This is a genomic window from Streptomyces sp. NPDC045955, assembly GCF_056430805.1.
Genome location: NZ_JBWKKY010000001.1, coordinates 173,435 through 189,944 on the forward strand (window position 1 = coordinate 173,435; position 16,510 = coordinate 189,944).

Annotated in this window: 14 protein-coding genes and 1 pseudogene; 6 read left to right on the forward strand and 9 right to left on the reverse strand. The window is 70.1% G+C overall.

Annotated elements, in window-relative coordinates:
- Window positions 1-45: 45 nt before the first annotated feature.
- From AC07F0_RS00785 to rsmI, 7 genes are all read right to left on the reverse strand, one after another.
- Window positions 46-1,287, reverse strand: coding sequence for a HEAT repeat domain-containing protein (locus AC07F0_RS00785; protein WP_478972455.1), 1,242 nt, complete (start codon window positions 1,285-1,287; stop codon window positions 46-48).
- Window positions 1,288-1,352: 65 nt separating this feature from the next.
- The gene (locus AC07F0_RS00790; RefSeq protein WP_478972458.1) at window positions 1,353-2,267 is read right to left on the reverse strand and encodes a 4-(cytidine 5'-diphospho)-2-C-methyl-D-erythritol kinase; all 915 of its coding nucleotides are present in this window, start codon (window positions 2,265-2,267) and stop codon (window positions 1,353-1,355) included.
- Window positions 2,264-3,151, reverse strand: a complete 888-nt coding sequence (gene rsmA / locus AC07F0_RS00795; protein WP_478972461.1) for a 16S rRNA (adenine(1518)-N(6)/adenine(1519)-N(6))-dimethyltransferase RsmA — start codon at window positions 3,149-3,151, stop codon at window positions 2,264-2,266. Before rsmA ends, AC07F0_RS00790 begins: the two co-directional genes overlap by 4 nt.
- Window positions 3,152-3,323: 172 nt before the next feature.
- Window positions 3,324-4,754, reverse strand: coding sequence for a ubiquitin-like domain-containing protein (locus AC07F0_RS00800; RefSeq protein ID WP_478972464.1), 1,431 nt, complete (start codon window positions 4,752-4,754; stop codon window positions 3,324-3,326).
- Between the two features lie 130 nt (window positions 4,755-4,884).
- Complete coding sequence (locus AC07F0_RS00805) at window positions 4,885-5,766, reverse strand: TatD family hydrolase (RefSeq protein ID WP_478972466.1); 882 nt, start codon at window positions 5,764-5,766, stop codon at window positions 4,885-4,887.
- A 79-nt stretch (window positions 5,767-5,845) separates the two neighbouring features.
- Window positions 5,846-6,274: a hypothetical protein gene (locus AC07F0_RS00810; RefSeq protein ID WP_436728066.1), complete on the reverse strand. Its 429-nt coding sequence runs from the start codon at window positions 6,272-6,274 to the stop codon at window positions 5,846-5,848.
- Window positions 6,275-6,583: 309 nt separating this feature from the next.
- Window positions 6,584-7,432 carry a 16S rRNA (cytidine(1402)-2'-O)-methyltransferase gene (gene rsmI / locus AC07F0_RS00815; RefSeq protein ID WP_478972469.1) on the reverse strand — a complete coding sequence of 283 codons (849 nt, stop codon included), beginning with the start codon at window positions 7,430-7,432 and terminating at the stop codon, window positions 6,584-6,586.
- 112 nt (window positions 7,433-7,544) lie between these two features.
- Here rsmI and AC07F0_RS00820 point away from each other — a divergent pair, with 112 nt between their 5' ends.
- Together AC07F0_RS00820 and AC07F0_RS00825 are read left to right on the forward strand one after the other, a co-directional pair.
- Window positions 7,545-9,290: a dolichyl-phosphate-mannose--protein mannosyltransferase gene (locus tag AC07F0_RS00820; RefSeq protein WP_478972472.1), complete on the forward strand. Its 1,746-nt coding sequence runs from the start codon at window positions 7,545-7,547 to the stop codon at window positions 9,288-9,290.
- Window positions 9,291-9,701: 411 nt separating this feature from the next.
- On the forward strand, window positions 9,702-10,274 hold the full coding sequence (locus AC07F0_RS00825; protein WP_478972475.1) for a DUF6313 family protein: 573 nt from the start codon (window positions 9,702-9,704) through the stop codon (window positions 10,272-10,274).
- Window positions 10,275-11,071: 797 nt separating this feature from the next.
- On the opposite strand, the gene AC07F0_RS00830 is transcribed toward AC07F0_RS00825, so the two are convergent.
- Window positions 11,072-11,971 (reverse strand): hypothetical protein, encoded by a 900-nt coding sequence (locus AC07F0_RS00830; RefSeq protein WP_478972478.1) that lies wholly within the window; start codon window positions 11,969-11,971, stop codon window positions 11,072-11,074.
- A gap of 582 nt (window positions 11,972-12,553) precedes the next feature.
- Here AC07F0_RS00830 and AC07F0_RS00835 point away from each other — a divergent pair.
- From AC07F0_RS00835 to AC07F0_RS00845, 3 genes and pseudogenes are all read left to right on the forward strand, one after another.
- A complete protein-coding gene (locus AC07F0_RS00835) occupies window positions 12,554-12,769 on the forward strand; it encodes a helix-turn-helix domain-containing protein (protein ID WP_478972481.1) in 216 nt (71 codons plus the stop codon).
- A gap of 19 nt (window positions 12,770-12,788) precedes the next feature.
- Window positions 12,789-13,256 carry a winged helix-turn-helix domain-containing protein gene (locus tag AC07F0_RS00840; RefSeq protein ID WP_478972484.1) on the forward strand — a complete coding sequence of 156 codons (468 nt, stop codon included), beginning with the start codon at window positions 12,789-12,791 and terminating at the stop codon, window positions 13,254-13,256.
- Window positions 13,257-13,576: 320 nt separating this feature from the next.
- Window positions 13,577-13,960, forward strand: a pseudogene (locus AC07F0_RS00845) (transposase family protein); the annotation flags it as partial.
- Between the two features lie 68 nt (window positions 13,961-14,028).
- On the opposite strand, the gene AC07F0_RS00850 reads toward AC07F0_RS00845, so the two are convergent.
- The gene (locus tag AC07F0_RS00850; RefSeq protein WP_171166537.1) at window positions 14,029-14,460 is read right to left on the reverse strand and encodes a VOC family protein; all 432 of its coding nucleotides are present in this window, start codon (window positions 14,458-14,460) and stop codon (window positions 14,029-14,031) included.
- Window positions 14,461-14,796: 336 nt separating this feature from the next.
- Between AC07F0_RS00850 and AC07F0_RS00855 the strand changes: the two genes are divergently transcribed.
- Window positions 14,797-16,428 carry a penicillin-binding transpeptidase domain-containing protein gene (locus AC07F0_RS00855; protein WP_478972486.1) on the forward strand — a complete coding sequence of 544 codons (1,632 nt, stop codon included), beginning with the start codon at window positions 14,797-14,799 and terminating at the stop codon, window positions 16,426-16,428.
- Window positions 16,429-16,510 lie beyond the last annotated feature (82 nt).

Genomic DNA, 16,510 nt, shown 5'->3' on the forward strand with positions numbered 1-16,510 from the left:
GACCCTCCAGGGTAGTCGGGCGGGGCGGTGCTCCGTCCGGGGTCGTCAGGAGCCCCCGGCGGTCTCCTGGCGGCGCTGGTAGCGCCACACGTCCAGCAGCCTCTCGTCGAACGGCTGCTCCGCGTCGACGGACCCGATCCGGTGCTCGGCCTCCACACAGCGCGGATCGTCGCGGTAGGCCAGGCCGGACACGGCGCAGATGCGGATCGGCTGCCGCTCGTCATGGGTGAGCGCGACCAGCGCGTCGCCCACCTCGGGCTCGCGCCCTCGGTAGTGGGCGAGCCAGCGGCACGCCGCCTCGCGTACGCCGGGGTCCTCGTCGCGGGCCAGGGTGAGTACGGCGGTGAGGCTCTCGGGACGGACCTCGGACCGGCCGTCCTCGGACCGTCCCAGGGCGTCCGTCACCAGGGCGCGCACCCGGGGGTCCGGGTGCGCGAGGTGCGACAGGCCGACGGCCTCGATCTCCGGGGCGCTGTCGTGGGTCATCGCCTGGAGGATGACCGCCAGCACCTCCGGGTCCTTCTCCTGTTCGGCCCAGGGCACGAGCTCCCTGCCCCGGTCCCAGAAGGGGTCGCCTCCCTTGACGGGGTCCCCGAGGATCAGGAGCAGCATGACGTCGGCGGCGAGCAGGCGGTGCAGCCGGTCGGGGTGGTTGAGCAGGTCCCTGGTCCACTGCCAGGTCTCCTCGTCCAGCCGGCGGCCGAGTGTGAACACCACGTCCGACCAGACGACGTGGTCCCGGTCGGGATGGGCGAGGGCACGCGCGACGAGTTCGTCGAACGGGGTACGGACGCCGTAGCGGGCCTCCATGCTGGTGAGGACCGCCCGGTGCTCGTCGCGCACGGTCAGCCCGCCGAGCGTGAGCTGCTCACACCACCAGCCGATCTCGTCGTCCTCGACCCGGATCCGCTCGGCGGGCCCCGTGAGCCCGGTGAGCCGGCGCAGCTCCGCCTCCACGCCCGCCTCGGTCCAGCGCCGGGCCCGGGCCAGCAGCTCCTCGCGCTCCGGCGCGGGGAGCGGCACCCGGTGGGAGGCGAGCGCGTAGACCAGGAGGTGTGACCCGCCGTCCACCGCCCGCAGCAGCGGGGTGCTCCCGTCGGGCAGCCGGCGCAGGGGGTCGGCGCCGGCCTCCAGCAGCGCTTCGGCGACGGTCAGGTCGTACGCCGCCACGGCCAGGCAGAGGACCGGGAGGCCGTCCTCGAGGGTGTCGGGGTCAGCGCCGGACTCCAGCAGCGCCGTGACCTCGTCCACGTCACCGCGCCGTACGGCCGCGACCAGTTCCCGCACGCTTGTGCCCCCCTCTTGAAACGACTGGGAGAGCCTAGGCTCCCGGCCGCGGCCGGGGCACGTGATTAAGGGGTCCTTCGACTGTGCCCGGCGAGCGTCGCCCCGGGTGCCGGGCTGGACGCCGTGCGCACCGTCCGGCACGTCCCGGACGCCAGCAGGGCCTGCGCCACCGCGGCGGCCGACTCCGGGTCGCGGACCAGGAACGCGGTGGTCGGGCCGGAGCCCGAGACGAGAGCCGCGAGGGCGCCGGCGGCCCGGCCGGCCGCCAGGGTGCCGGCGAGTTCCGGGAAGAGGGAGAGGGCGGCGGGCTGGAGGTCGTTGGAGACGGCGGCGGCGAGCGCGTCCGGGTCGCCCTTCGCCAGGGCGGCGAGGAGTTCCTGGGAGGCGACGGGCTCGGGGATGTCCGTGCCCTCGCCGAGCCGGTCGAACTCCCGGAACACGGCAGGGGTGGACAGGCCGCGGCCGGCCATCGCGAACACCCAGTGGAAGGTGCCGCCGACCTCCAGGGGCGTCAGCTGCTCGCCCCGCCCGATGCCGAGGGCCGCCCCGCCGACCAGGCTGAACGGCACGTCACTGCCCAGCTCGGCGCAGATGTCGAGCAGTTCCTCCCGGGATGCGCCGGTCCCCCACAGCGCGTCGCAGGCGACCAGCGCGCCGGCGCCGTCCGCGCTGCCGCCCGCCATGCCGCCGGCGACGGGGATGTCCTTGGCGATGTGGATGTGGACGTCGGGCGTGCGGTCGTACCGCCCGGCGAGCGCCTCGGCCGCCCGGGCGGCCAGGTTCGTACGGTCCAGGGGGACCTGGTCGGCGTCCGGGCCCTCGCAGGTGAGGCGGAACTCGTCGGCCGGGGTGACGGTGACCTCGTCGTAGAGGCCGACGGCGAGGAAGACGTTGGCCAGGGGGTGGTAGCCGTCGGGGCGGGCGGGGCCGACCGCCAACTGGACGTTGACCTTGGCGGGGACCCGGACCGTCACGCTCACGCGGACTCCTCCTGCTGGTGCTGGTTCTGCTTGTGCTCGGCGATCCGCGCGAACTCCTCCACGGTCAGCGACTCGCCCCGCGCCTGCGGGGAGACCCCGGCGGCGACGAGGGCGGCCTCCGCGGCGGCGGCGGACCCGGCCCAGCCGGCGAGCGCGGCCCGCAGCGTCTTGCGGCGCTGGGCGAAGGCGGCGTCGACGACGGCGAACACCTCGCGCCGCGAAGCCGTCGTCTTCAGCGGCTCGGCCCGGCGGACGAGGGAGACCAGGCCGCTGTCGACGTTGGGCGCCGGCCAGAAGACGTTCCGTCCGATGGCGCCGGCCCGCTTGACCTCGGCGTACCAGTTGGCCTTGACCGACGGGACGCCGTACACCTTCGAGCCGGGCGGGGCCGCGAGGCGGTCGGCGACCTCCGACTGGACCATGACGAGGGTGCGCTCGATGCTCGGGAAGGTGTCGAGCATGTGCAGCAGGACCGGGACGGCCACGTTGTAGGGGAGGTTGGCGACCAGCGCGGTCGGGGCGGGGCCGGGCAGCTCCGTGACGTGCATCGCGTCGGATTGGACGAGGGCGAAGCGGTCGGCGCGGTCGGGCATGCGGGCCGTGATGGTCGCGGGCAGGGCGGTGGCGAGCACGTCGTCGATCTCGACGGCCGTGACGCGGTCGGCGACCTCCAGCAGGGCGAGCGTCAGTGACCCGAGGCCCGGGCCGACCTCGACGACCACGTCGTCGGGGTGGACCTGTGCGGTGCGGACGATGCGGCGGACTGTGTTCGCGTCGATCACGAAGTTCTGGCCGCGTTGTTTGGTGGGGCGTACGCCGAGGGCTGCCGCGAGTTCGCGGACGTCGGCGGGGCCGAGGAGGGCGTCGGGGGTGGGGCTGGTCACGGGACAAGGGTACGGGGGGTCTGGGGGCGGGTTTCCTGGTGCTCGGCGTTGGCGCCGGGGGCGGGTGCGTGCGCGGCCCGGCGGTGCGGGGTGCCGCTGCGCCCACCGGTGCCGCCTGGGGGTACCTCCCAGGCCCTCAGGGCACTGGGGGGCACGAGTGCCCGCAGCCAGGTCACCCGTGCAGGCGGCCTCCGCAGTGGGGCCACGGGCTTGCGCCCCGCCGCACATACAGCTTCTTCGCGCGGTACGTCTGTTCCGCCGCCGGGGCGTCCTGGGGGCGGCCCTTGCCGCCGAGGGCCTGCCAGGTGTGGGTGTCGAACTGGTACAGGCCGCCGTAGGTGCCCGACGAGTCGACCGCGTCGGGGCGGCCGCCGGACTCGCAGGCCGCGAGGGCCTGCCAGTCGAGGTGGTCGGCGCCCTCGACGGACGCCGGTCGCGGCTTGGTGCCGACCCTCACCAGCTGCGGGCGCGGTTCGCGCACCACCTCGGACCTGATCCGGCGCGGCTTCTGCTTGACGCCGTTGACACTGCGCAGGGCGTAGGTGACCCGGCGCAGGCCGGGCCGGCCCGCCTCTTCGACGACCTCCGTGCCGCGGAACAGGGTGGGGTCGTCGGTCCGCCGCACCTGGAACGGGATCGGCTCCTCGCGGACCTCCCTGCCATCGGTGATCCGCAGCACCGTGACGGTCTGCCCGTCGCGCGGGAAGCTCCCCTGCGGGACCGACGTGGTGTCCTGGCCGCGCAGGGTGATCCCGGCCTCCTCGACGGCCTCCCGCACGGTCGCCGCGTTGGTGCGGACGGTGCGGGCCCGGCCGTCCGCCATGATCGTGACCGTGCGCTCGGTCCGCACGTCCAGCGCGAGCCCTTCCCGCCCGATACGCCGGGAGCGCGAGGTGGACACGTACGCGCCCTCCTGTCGCACCCCCAGCTGCCGGAGCGCCCCTTCCACCGTGTGAGCCGTCGTCCACACCTCGCTGCGCTGTCCGTCGAGGGTGAGCCGCACCGGCCGGCCGTAGCGCACGGCGACCTCGTCGCCGCTGGCGATCTCCGTGCCGGAGCGGGGCGCCACCACGTCGTGGGCGCCGACATCGACGCCCTCCTCGGCCAGCAGCTCGGTGACGTCGTCGGCGAAGGTGTGCAGCGTGCGCGCCTTGCCGTCGACGTTCAGCTCGATCGCCTTGTCCTTGGCGACGAACGCCGTGGTGCCGCCCGCCAGGAAGGCGACGACCAGGGCCTGCGGGAGCAGCCGCCGCATGGAGCCGTCGCCCGGCCGTTCGACGTACCGCGCCTTGCGGCGGCGCGGTGACCGCCGGTGCGAGCCGGTGCGCGACGCGGCGCGGGTTTGGGCGCGCGCCTGCGCGCGCGAGGTGCGCGGGGGAGGCACCTCGTAGGCGGGCCGGTAGGTGTCCTCATAGGCGGCGGGCGCCCGAGGCGCCGTCCCGTACCCGAACGTCCCGGCACCGTGCGGATCGGCGGGCGGCGCGTCGAAGCCGCCGTACAGCGGGTCCGCGTGGGCCGGGCCGGACGGCTCGCAGGCCGTGTGCGCCTCGTAAGTCTCGTACGTCTTGTACGTCTCGTATGTCTCGTACCGCGAGTTGCTCACGCCGACACGCTCCAGGGGCCGGATGGGGTCCAGAGGGGTCCGGATCGGGCCCCCAGAACCTAGCGGAGCGTTCGTCACTCTCCAAAGCGACGCGACTACGCACAGTAGTGCGGTGAGGCGGGCGGGAGGGTCAGTAACCGAACGCCCGTGCCGTGTTCGCCGCGAGAGCCGTCGCCAGCGTGTCCTCGTCGATGCCGCGCACCTCGGCCATGGCCCGCACCGTGATCGGCACGAGGTACGGGGCGTTGGGCCGGCCGCGGTACGGCACCGGCGTGAGGAAAGGCGCGTCCGTCTCCACCAGCAGCAGCTCGAGCGGGGCCACCGCCACCGCGTCCCGCAGGTTCTGGGCGTTCTTGAAGGTGACGTTGCCGGCGAAGGACATGAAGTAGCCGGCGCGCGCGCAGATCCGCGCCATCTCGGCGTCGCCGGAGTAGCAGTGGAAGACGGTCCGCTCGGGGGCGCCCTCCTCCTTCAGGACGCGCAGGACGTCGTCGTGGGCCTCGCGGTCGTGGATGACCAGGGCCTTGCCGTACCGCTTGGCGATCTCGATGTGGGCGCGGAAGGACCTCTCCTGCGCCTCCTTGCCCTCGGGGCCGGTGCGGAAGTAGTCGAGGCCCGTCTCGCCGACGCCCTTGACCTGCTCCAGCGCGGCCAGCCGGTCGATCTCGGCGAGCGCCTCGTCGAGGGCCGCCTGGCCGCCGGGTCCGCGCGCGCCCTGCCTCGACCAGCCGTCGGGGTCGCCGTGGACGATCCGGGGCGCCTCGTTCGGGTGCAGGGCGACCGTCGCGTGGACGGCGTCGTACTCCGCCGCCGTCTCGGCCGCCCAGCGGGAGCCCTTGAGGTCGCAGCCGACCTGCACGACGGTCGTCACTCCGACGGACGCCGCCTTCGCCAGCGCCTCCTCGACCGTGCCGGACTGCATGTCCAGGTGGGTGTGGGAGTCGGCGACCGGCACCCGGAGGGGTTCCGGGAGCGGGGGCGCGGCCTGCTTGCCGGAGTCATTCGAAGGCATGCCCCGATCCTACGAAAGGGGTACGCCCTCCCCGATGGGGGAGGACCGGGGAGGGCGTCGACAAGGGGAGCCGGACGGGTCAGCTCGCCTTGCGCTGGAAGGGGTGCAGCAGGTCGGACAGGTGCCAGTGGTGGTCCTCGCGCTGTTCCCGCTCATCGGTGCCCTCGGCTTCGGCGTCCGCCGTCGGGGCCTGAACGGGGCCGGCCTGCGGGGGCACGCGGTGCGGCCGGTGCGCCGCGTTGCGCGCCGACTCGACCCGCCCGGGCCGCATGATCCGCACGATGTGTCCGTCACAGTTCTGGCACGTGGGCTTGCTCAGCGGGGAGGGCACGACCTGCCCGTCCGCCACGTAGAGGACGAACTCGTGCCCCGCGGCGTCCGTGTGGTGCTCTATCTCGTACGACTGCTCCCAGCCGTAGCCGCAGCGCATGCACGCGAAGGAGTACGACTCGTTGACGACGGCACTGGCACCGGCGCGGAGCCCGGTCTGCCCTGTGATCTCACTCATGCCAGCTCCTGTTCCGCTGTGGCGTGAGGACGATTCCGCCCCCGCAGCCCAGTGGACTCCTCAGCCGGACCGATGGCAGCAGACCTGTCGACTAATTGGCCCCGATTTGGGCGTCCCTTGCCCCGGACCCCCGTCGCCTTTGCTCACCCATGGGGCGCACGCTCAAACGACATGCGCCCTGCTCAGAGGGTGGTCAACCGCCCTTCAGGGGGGCGGGACCGTATCCGTGTGCGGCTCCGCCGCGTGGGCGCGCTCGACCCCACACCACCCGCACCCCGCAAACCACTCCGGCCCCCACCCCGAACCCGGCTACCCGGCGGCGTTCTTCGCAGCAACCACCGCGTCGAACACCACCCTCTTCGGCACCCCGGCCTCCTGCGCGACGGCGGCAATGGCCTCCTTACGCCGCTCCCCCGCCTCCTCGCGCACCCGGACCCTCCGCACGAGCTCCTCGGGCCCGGTCTCCTCGGGCCCCTTCTCGGGCGCCCCCTCCACCACCACGGTGATCTCCCCGCGCACACCCTCCGCGGCCCACGCGGCGAGCTCCTCAAGCCCGCCCCGCCGGACCTCCTCGTACGTCTTGGTCAGCTCCCGGCACACCGCGGCCCGCCGCTGCGCCCCGAAGACCTCGGCCATCGCCGCGAGCGTGTCGTCGAGCCGGTGCGGAGCCTCGAAGTAGACGAGCGTGCGCCGCTCCCCGGCCACCTCCCGCAGCCGCCCCAGCCGCTCCCCCGCCTTGCGCGGCAGGAACCCCTCGAAGCAGAACCGGTCGACGGGCAGCCCCGACAGCGCGAGCGCGGTGAGCACGGCCGACGGCCCGGGCACGGCGGTGACCCGGACGTCCCGCTCCACGGCGGCGGCGACCAGCCGGTACCCGGGGTCCGAGACCGACGGCATCCCGGCGTCCGTGACGAGCAGCACACGTGCCCCGCCCACCAGTTCCTCGACCAGCTCCGGGGTCCGCGCGGACTCGTTGCCCTCGAAGTACGACACCACCCGCCCCTTGGGCGTGACGCCGAGCGCCTGGGTCAGCCGCCGCAGCCGCCGCGTGTCCTCGGCGGCGACGACATCGGCTCCGGCCAGTTCGTCGGCGAGCCGGGGCGGGGCGTCCGCGATGTCGCCGATGGGGGTGCCTGCGAGTACGAGGGTTCCGGTCACGCCCTCCATCCTCCCAGGGGCCGGGGACGCACACTCCGCCCAGGGGCGGAGGATGGGGACGCATACCGGCCATGCACGGGACTCACACAGCACGGTTCCCTACGATGGCGCGGTGACCAGTACCGCGTCCTCCACGGACACCCGGCAGGGCCAGGCGCCGCACGAGCAGCGGCCGTCCTGGCAGCAGCGGCTGCGCCGCTTCGGCTACCAGCAGCCACGAAGCGACGCCGGTGACGTCCGTGACCGGCTGGTGCCGCCGTACACCGAACCCGGTCCGCGCCTGTGGGCCGCGCTCGGCATCCCGCACACACTCGCGGGGCGGCTGGTGCGCTGGTCGGGCTGGATCGGCCCGCTGCTCGTCACGCTGCTGGCGGGGGTGCTGCGGTTCTGGAACCTCGGCAACCCCAAGGCGGTGATATTCGACGAGACGTACTACGCCAAGGACGCGTGGGCGCTCGTCCACCGCGGCTTCGAGGTCAACTGGGACAAGAACGCCAACGACCTGGTCCTCTCCTCGGGCGGGCACGTGACGATCCCGACGGACGCGGCGTACGTCGTGCATCCGCCGGTCGGCAAGTACGTCATCGGGCTCGGCGAGCTGCTGTTCGGTTTCGACCCGTTCGGCTGGCGGTTCATGACGGCGCTGCTCGGCACGCTGTCGGTGCTGCTGCTGTGCCGGATCGGGCGCCGGCTGTTCCGCTCCACCTTCCTGGGGTGCCTGGCGGGCGCCCTGATGGCGGTGGACGGCCTGCACTTCGTGATGAGCCGCACGGCGCTGCTCGACGGGGTGCTGATGTTCTTCGTGCTGGCCGCGTTCGGCTGTCTGCTCATCGACCGGGACCACGCGCGCGGGAAACTCGCCGCGGCGCTCCCGGTGGACGCCGACGGCCGGGTCCGTCCCGACCGGCACGTCGCCGAGACGGCCCGTCTGGGATGGCGCCCCTGGCGCTGGGCGGCGGGCCTGATGCTGGGCCTGGCCTTCGCCACGAAGTGGAACGGCCTCTACATCCTGGCCGCGTTCTGCCTGATGGCGGTCCTGTGGGACGTCGGCTCGCGCCGGGTGGCCGGCGCCCGGCACCCGTACTCGGCGGTGCTCAGGCGCGACACGGGCCTGGCGTTCGTCGCCACGGTCCCGGTCGCGGTCGTCACCTACGTGCTGTCCTGGACCGGCTGGATCCTCTCCGCCACCGACGGCAAGGGCGGCTACTTCCGCAACTGGGCCGCGACCGACGGCAAGGGCGGCGACTGGACCTTCCTGCCCGACTGGCTACGCAGCCTGTGGCACTACGAGCACCAGGTGTACGAGTTCCACGTCGGCCTGTCCTCGCCGCACACCTACCAGTCCAACCCGTGGAGCTGGCTGGTCCTGGGCCGCCCGGTGTCGTACTTCTACGAGTCGCCTGCGCCCGGCAAGGACGGCTGCCCGGCCGACGCCGGTGAGAAGTGCGCCCGCGAGGTCCTGGCCCTCGGCACGCCGCTGCTGTGGTGGGTCGCCTGCTTCGCGGTCCTCTACGTGCTGTGGCGCTGGCTGCTGCGCCGCGACTGGCGCGCGGGCGCCATCGCCTGCGGCATCGCGGCCGGCTACCTGCCCTGGTTCATGTACCAGGAGCGCACGATCTTCTTCTTCTACGCCATCGTCTTCCTGCCGTTCCTGTGCCTGGCGGTGGCCATGCTCCTCGGCGCGATCATCGGCCCGCCCCGCTCCACCGACACCCGCCGCGTCGTCGGCGCCACGGCCGCGGGCGTCCTCGTCCTGCTGATCGCGTGGAACTTCATCTATTTCTGGCCCCTCTACACCGGCACCGCCATCCCGATCGACGACTGGCGGGCGCGGATGTGGCTGGACACCTGGGTCTAGCTGGACAGACACACCATGAGGGCGCGGCCGTCTGCCGCGCCCTCACGGTCGTTGTTGGTCGTTAATGGCTGTCGTGGGCCCCCTCGGACGGCCCGAAGACGGCCGCGTTCCGGGCCCCGGCAGATGAACAGACCGCGCGATGAGTGATGGGGGGGACCTGCGGCTTACGTTGCTCGACGGCTCACTGCCCCATGGATACCCCAGAACCACCGTGTAGGCGGGCCCACTCTGCGGCAGAATCACTCACGCTTAATGCAAGCGGCCGGGGGGCCGACACGCTGCGATGACGACAACCGGGGGGAACAGTTGCCGCTGGGCGGGCCCATCCCGATTCCGAGCCACCTGAAGTTGCCACCAGGGCGCCAGCGTCTCCTCAGGCGACTTCGCCGAGCCTGGCGGTCACGGAAGGCCTTGAAGGGTGTCACCCAGTGGATTCTGGACTGGGGGCTCCCGATGGCCGCCGGCCTAACCGTGCTGTACGTCTTCGCTGCCCGAGCTGAGAGCCCCAGCGGTGTGTATCGAGTCTTCGCCCTGATCGATGCCCCGCAGCATGTCCTGCTCTGGTTCGCGTCGCTCATCGGCTGGCTCCTTGTGCCTGCCATCATCGGTGGATTCGCAGGGCACGTGATCGCCGAACGCATCAGTCGAGCGAAGTCGATCTCGACGCACACCCTCTTCAAGCAGCGTAAGTTGCGGCAGCGCCTTCGTCTCCCCGGGCTCATCGATGACTTGACCGCCTACTTTCACGGAACCATCGCGCAGCAGGACTTCGTCGATGCCTGGGTGCGAGTAGCTCATCGCAACGACTGGTCTAGAGCACAGGATCACTGGGAAGTCTTTGTCCGGGATGCCATGTCGACCCAGCAGTACGCCCATCTCGACCGCCACGAGTGTCTACGCCAGGTGCAGAACACCACAAAAATGACATTGCGCGTCTTGGCTCGCAGCTACGGGGTCTGCATCGTCTGTGAAAGGAGGCGGTGAGTCGTGCGATCAGATGATGCCGTAGAGATTGTGCGAGCATCGCTGGCACTAGCTTTCCCAACAGCAAGCACCGAAGGCCTTACACGAGCTGCGGAAACGCTGATTCGCTGGGGCGCAGAGGATGTTGAAGAACACCTTGATCAGCCATTGATCGCTCGTATGTTGCTCGATCTGCTCGAGCTCGCTGGGGTGGAGCCCGAGCATTTCCGGCCTGCAGAACGAAGCTGGAGGGCAGGCACCCTCATGGAGGTTGCAGCGCGATACCGCACCTGGTCGCACTCCGAGGGCATGGAACCGCTGCCGTTCCTGCCAAGGCCTCCAGACGAACCTAGCGGCCCGCACAACCCTGACGACCCCTTCCGGCCACCCCGCAGTCCGCGAAGGGGCTGAGGTCATCCGGTGGCCTTCTCACTCCGCGACTCCGGAGGTGCGCGGGGTCGATCGGGGTGGGGAACGCACCATCTCGGACCGCTATGCGGAGGTCCTGCGTCCCCTGCAGCTCATCACCCTCGCCGCCGTCATCTTCGGCGGATGGATCGCTGTGCGGTGTTCAGCGAGAGCAGCCATCAGGGCGGGGCCACGGTCAACATCCGCAAAGCGGTAATCAAGCGCAACCACTTCCACCGCTGAGGGTTGCAGCGTTGCCGCCATCCATGCGTTTAGGGTGCGCCGGTGATAGCGCCAAGAACCTCGATCACTCGTCGGATGTTGCGGCCGAAGGCAATCGTCAGTGCGCCAGCGACGATCAGAGGGTAGACGATCGCTTCCGCCGCCACCGCCCTACCGCGGACGACTATTTAGGTCCGACCATGAGCTGGCAAGAACGTGCCTTTTCGCAAGACTGGCGGCCCAATTGGGGTGCGCGGGCCCTTTAGAACAGGTGGCGCCTCCACACTTTCGCTGACCACGGAAGTCTCGTACCGTTCCGGGCGGCCAGCCACCTTGTAGGTCAATCGTGAGCCGGGAAACACCACGGGGTACCACTCGTCTCCCCTCCCGGCGGTCGTAACGTTCACCTCGACACCGAACTCACAGTCCTTATTCATGGTGAAGAAGGAGAGGTCGAATGCTCTGGCGTCAAAATCTTCGCCCCCATCAAGGTAGATGGCCTTGGCAAAGGCGTTTCCAGAGAGCACGTACGCGTCCTCGTTAGCTACCCAGCCTTGGTTCTTCCACGGCCTGGGACTGGGCTCTGTAAGGTCGAAGGCGACTGCCGTGGGAAGCGCCTCACCGCCGCTGTCTCCAAAGTTGGGCGGAACTACAGCAGTGCCGGTGTAGCGCGTGGGTTTGCAGGAGAGGTTGGTGATCCGCATGTTTTGGATCACCACCGTGCCCCGGTGGATGGGAAAGATGGTGACGCGGACCGTGGCTTCATTAACTCGCAGGCCCTTGTTCTTCGCGAACCAGGCCCAGTATTCGTGCGACAGAAATCCGCCGTCCGGAAGACTCTCCGCATTCGTGGTGCGCTGAGCGAGCGCATACCGGCGGCTGAAATAGAGGTTCGGCTCTCCAGCCGCGATGTCGATCGCAGGACCGATCGTGAGGCGATCCTCCTTCGCGTCGTCCTGCTTATCCTGGTTCTGTTCACGGGTTTCGGCCTGCTTCGCGACCTCGGAACTCTGTAAGGCCGCCGGAAGCCCCCAAATCGCAACAGCCGATGAGACGAGGACACCAATAGCGCCGATCACCGCAAACACCCTGAGAGTCCACTGCCAGGCCGTGCTCGGCGGGGCGTCATCGCCATCCCCCTCACCGGACGCAGCGGACCGAGTACCTGGGCGAGTTGCTCCCGGACCACATGTTGGCGGCCCGACCGTACCGGCACCGCCCGAAGCCGGCTGGGTAGAAGGCCTAGCCTCAGGCGAGGATGGCTCGGTCGAAGATGAACCGCTTCTCGGCGGCTCACTGCCCGGGGGTGGCACCGAGGGAGTTGGAGTGGATGACATGAAGGCCCCCCTAATGTCGCCGGCGTCAACACACTTCATGACCGCCCGCCGGGCGCTCTTCGCTATTCCGCACATGCGCGCTCAGGCTCAAACAGTTCCCGGGCAGCCGAACTCGTCGGGCTTAGGCGACTTCAACGTAACAGCGCTGTCGACAGCCGGGAAGCGGCTTACGCGATCGAACAAGAACAGCCGTGAAGTGTGCTCGTGCGATCAGGGCGGGACACTATTGATCCGAAACGGTAACTGTTCTGGGTCGTTGATCCCTGCGTGAGCGAACTCGTATGTGCGCGACGGTTGCCGCCGTCAGCGCAGGAGGCCCTTCGGTTACGGGCGGTGGCCGCGCTGGTCGGAGGCCGGACTCGCGAGGATGTCTCGGCGGTGTTTCAGGTCTCGCTCAAGGCTGTGGACAACTTGTGGGCGAAGTGGCTGGCCGGCGGGCGTGGGGCGCTCTTGGCCCAGCCGAGGGGACGGCGCCCCCACGAGCACCAGGTTCTCGATACGGTCGAGCAGCAGGCGATCCGGCAGGCCGTACTGGATCACCACTCCTGACCTGGGGCTGGCGGGGCAGATGTGGGCACGCGCCGGCGTGGGGGACCTGATCGCGAAGTTGTTCCGGGTGCGCCTGACGGAGCAGGGCGTGGGCAAGTACCTGCGCTGCCGGGGGCTGTCGTTCCAGCGGCCGGACAAGCGGGGCGGGAGCAGGACGCGGGAGCAGTCCGCGTTGACCGGAGGAAACCTGGCCGGGATCCAGGCGAAGGCGAAGGCCGAGGGTGGGGAGTTGCTCTTCGCCGACTCGGTCGGCATCCGTTCCGACCAAGTGACCGGCAGCACCTGGGGGCGCCAAGGGACACACTCCGGTCGTGCGCCGCACAGGCAACCGGTTCTCGGTGAACGCGATGTCCGCGCTCCGGCGCCAACGTCAGCCACACATCGTCCGCGGCTACTTCGGCGGCCCCCACGTCCGCTACACCCTCGAATGGAACCCTTTGAGTTTCGGATCAATAGCCCCGTCCGGCTTCGCGTCCCGGCAGCATGATCGCCATGGGATCGGAGATATGGGCGGGGCTGTTCGTTCTCGTAGGACCCTGATCGGTGCGGCCGTCTCCACAGGTGCAGTCGTGTGGCAGCAGCGCCGGACTGCACACGACTCCGAGCGGATATACCTGCTGGGTCTGGCCGAGTCGGCAGCCACGAGTGCATCAGGCTGAGCTACGAAATCCACGCCCACTGCAAGAAGGGCGTCGGAGATGAGCGAAGCCCAGACGGCCGGGAGTGGCACGCAGAGCTTCAGCGGCTGAACCAAGCTCTGGAGGAGCAGGCGCTCAGGCTCCACGACAAGCAGATACGTGACCTCCTAACACCAACCACCAGGTCGTCATTGACGCGGATACCCGCCTGGTCGTTGTGGTCGGTGAGCCTTTGCCCGGCAATCGCAACGACTGCCGGGCATGGGAGGAGTCTGGCGCGAAGGCCGCCGTGGGCAGGACCCTCACGATGGCCGACGGCGGCTATCCGGGCACCGGCCTCCTCATGCCCCACCGCCGCACCCCGGGCGAAGAGTTGTCGGGCTGGAAGCGCGAGCACAATCGCTCGCACAAACAGGTCCGGGCCCGCGTCGAGCACGTCTTCGCCCGCATGAAGACCTGGAAGATCCTCCGCGACTGCCGTCTCAAGGGCGACGGGGTCCGACACGCCATGCTCGGCATCGCCCGACTGCACAACCTCGCTCTCACGGGATAGCTTCTGCCGCATACGAGACCTGAGAGGTCCCCGGGAGACGGCTCCCCCCTCGCAGTCTCGGAGGAGAATCAGGCGAGGCAGAACTCGTTGCCCTCGATGTCCTGCATCGTGATGCACGACTCGTTGACGCCATCGGCGCGCTGCGTCAGCACGTGTTTCGCGCCGAGCGCCATCAGCCGTGCGCATTCGGCCTCGAGTGTGGCCAGGCGCTCGTCACCCACGAGCCCTGTGCCGACCCGCACATCAAGATGCACCCGGTTCTTGACGACCTTGCCTTCGGGAACTCGCTGGAAGAGCACGCGCGGGCCCACACCCGAGGGATCAGCGCACGCGAAGTAGACCTCGTCCTCAGGCGGCAGCGAGTGGTGGTACTCCTCCCACGTGGCAAAGCCCTCCGGGACTGTCGGTACGACGTACCCCAGCACCTCGCACCAGAAGGCGGCGAGGCGCGCAGGTTCCGCGCAGTCGAAGGTCACTTGGAACTGCTTGATCGTTGACATCGGCGCACGATAACAGGGCCCTGCTCATCTCCCCGGACGGGTGGATCCACACATTGCCGGGAGGACGGCCCCTGCCATCCGCTGCTGTGTCGTGCGGTCACAGGGGTGAACCGAGGTCGGCGCCCCTTCCAAAGGGTGGGCCCCAGGATCCGTTCTCAGCCGACCACTCTCGTGCCAAAGATCAGTTACGGGACAGCCCTTAGCGACCTGCCTTCGGTCAAAAATCGAAAACGCCCGTGCCGACAGCAACCGCTTGTGCTTAGAGTGCTCCAGGATCGAGCTTTCTGAACGCGTTCAAAGGGGCGTGTGAAGCTCAAACGGGGAGGGGACCGCCTCATGGGCAGGGGGGTCAAGGCCGCCGTCATAGGCGGTGTGTTCGCGGTGATGGTGGGCGGGGCCGGGTACGGGGCCTACAACATCCTGAGCGCGCTGAGCGGTGACGGGGGCGGTACGAGCGGGGTGGCCGCGCAGAAGAAGTCGGGGCCGCCCGACAAGGACGAGGTCAGAAAGACCACGGCCGAGTTCTTCGCGGCCTGGGAGAAGGGCGAGGCCGCGACGGCGGCGTCGTACACGAACAACGACGCGGCCGCCGAGCAGCTGCTGACCGCCTTCGGGGACGACGCGCACATCACCGACGTGAAGATCACGCCCGGCACGGCGTCCGGCACCACCGTGCCCTACACGGTGAAGGCGAAGGTGGCCTACGGCGGGACGTCGAAGCCGCTGAGCTACAGCAGCAAGCTGACGGTCGTGCGCGGTCTCACCAGCGGGCGGGCGCTGGTCGACTGGCAGCCGTCCGTCGTGCACCCGGAGTTGAAGAAGGACGACACCCTCGTCACGGAGCGGTCGGACAGCCCGCCCATCGAGGCGGTCGGCCGTGACGGCTCCGAGCTGACGAAGGAGAAGTACCCCTCCCTCGGCCCCCTCCTGGACGCCCTGCGCGAGAAGTACGGACGGAAGGCCGGCGGCTCCTCCGGTATCGAGCTGGTCGTCCGGCACAGCGGGAGCGCTCCCGACACCTCGCTGCTGACCCTCGCCGAGGGCAAGCCCGGCAAGCTCACCACCACGATCAGCCCGAGCGCGCAGGCGGCGGCCGAGATGGCGGTCAAGCGGTTCGCCCAGTCGTCGGTGGTGGCCGTCAAGCCGAGCACCGGTGAGGTGCTGGCCGTGGCGAACAACCGCACGGACGGCTTCAACGCGGCCTTCGAGGGCCAGAGCGCACCCGGCTCCACGATGAAGATCATCACCGCCGCGATGCTCATCGACAACGGCGTGACCTCGATGAACGGCCCGGCACCCTGCCCGCCCACGGCGACGTGGCAGAGTCAGACCTTCAACAACCTCAAGGGCATGAAGCCCAACGAGAACGCCACCCTCGCCGACAGCTTCATGCGGTCCTGCAACACCGCCTTCATCAAGCTCATCGACGAGAAGCCGCTCACGGACGCCTCGCTGAACCAGGAGGCCGAGCAGCGCTTCGGGCTCGGGCAGGACAACTGGAAGACCGGCGTCGTCTCCTTCGACGGCAGCGTCCCCGCGGTCGGTGGACCGGACCGGGCGGCCGGTGCCATCGGGCAGGGCCAGGTGCAGATGAGCCCGCTGAACATGGCCTCGGTGACCGCGACCGCGATCACCGGCACCTTCCGCCAGCCCTATCTCGTCTCGCCGAGGCTGGACGACCGGCAACTGGCCCAGGCCCAGGGCCTGAAGGCGAGCACCGCGGCCCAGCTGAAGCAGATGATGCGGCTCACCGCCACCCAGGGCACCGCCCAGGAGGCCATGGCCGGACTCGGCGGCGACATCGGCGCCAAGACGGGTTCCGCCGAGGTCGACGGGAACGCCAAGTCCAACAGCTGGTTCACCGGATTCCGGAACGACATCGCGGCGGCGGCCATGACCGAGGAGGGCGGCCACGGCGGCGACGCGGCCGGGCCGATTGTCGCAGCCGTGCTACGAACGGGTGGCTGATCTCACCTCCACGGGACGGGACTCTAGGGTGGTGGCCGTCGTTGGGACAGCCGAGGGCAACGGGGACCCTGGGAATTCGTGG

Coding starts and splice junctions, on each gene's coding strand:
- AC07F0_RS00810 (WP_436728066.1), bottom strand. CDS start 6,274: ATGAGTGAGATCACAGGGCAGACCGGGCTCCGCGCCGGTGCCAGTGCC.
- AC07F0_RS00855 (WP_478972486.1), top strand. CDS start 14,797: ATGGGCAGGGGGGTCAAGGCCGCCGTCATAGGCGGTGTGTTCGCGGTG.
- AC07F0_RS00805 (WP_478972466.1), bottom strand. CDS start 5,766: ATGCCTTCGAATGACTCCGGCAAGCAGGCCGCGCCCCCGCTCCCGGAA.
- AC07F0_RS00840 (WP_478972484.1), top strand. CDS start 12,789: ATGTGGGCACGCGCCGGCGTGGGGGACCTGATCGCGAAGTTGTTCCGG.
- AC07F0_RS00850 (WP_171166537.1), bottom strand. CDS start 14,460: ATGTCAACGATCAAGCAGTTCCAAGTGACCTTCGACTGCGCGGAACCT.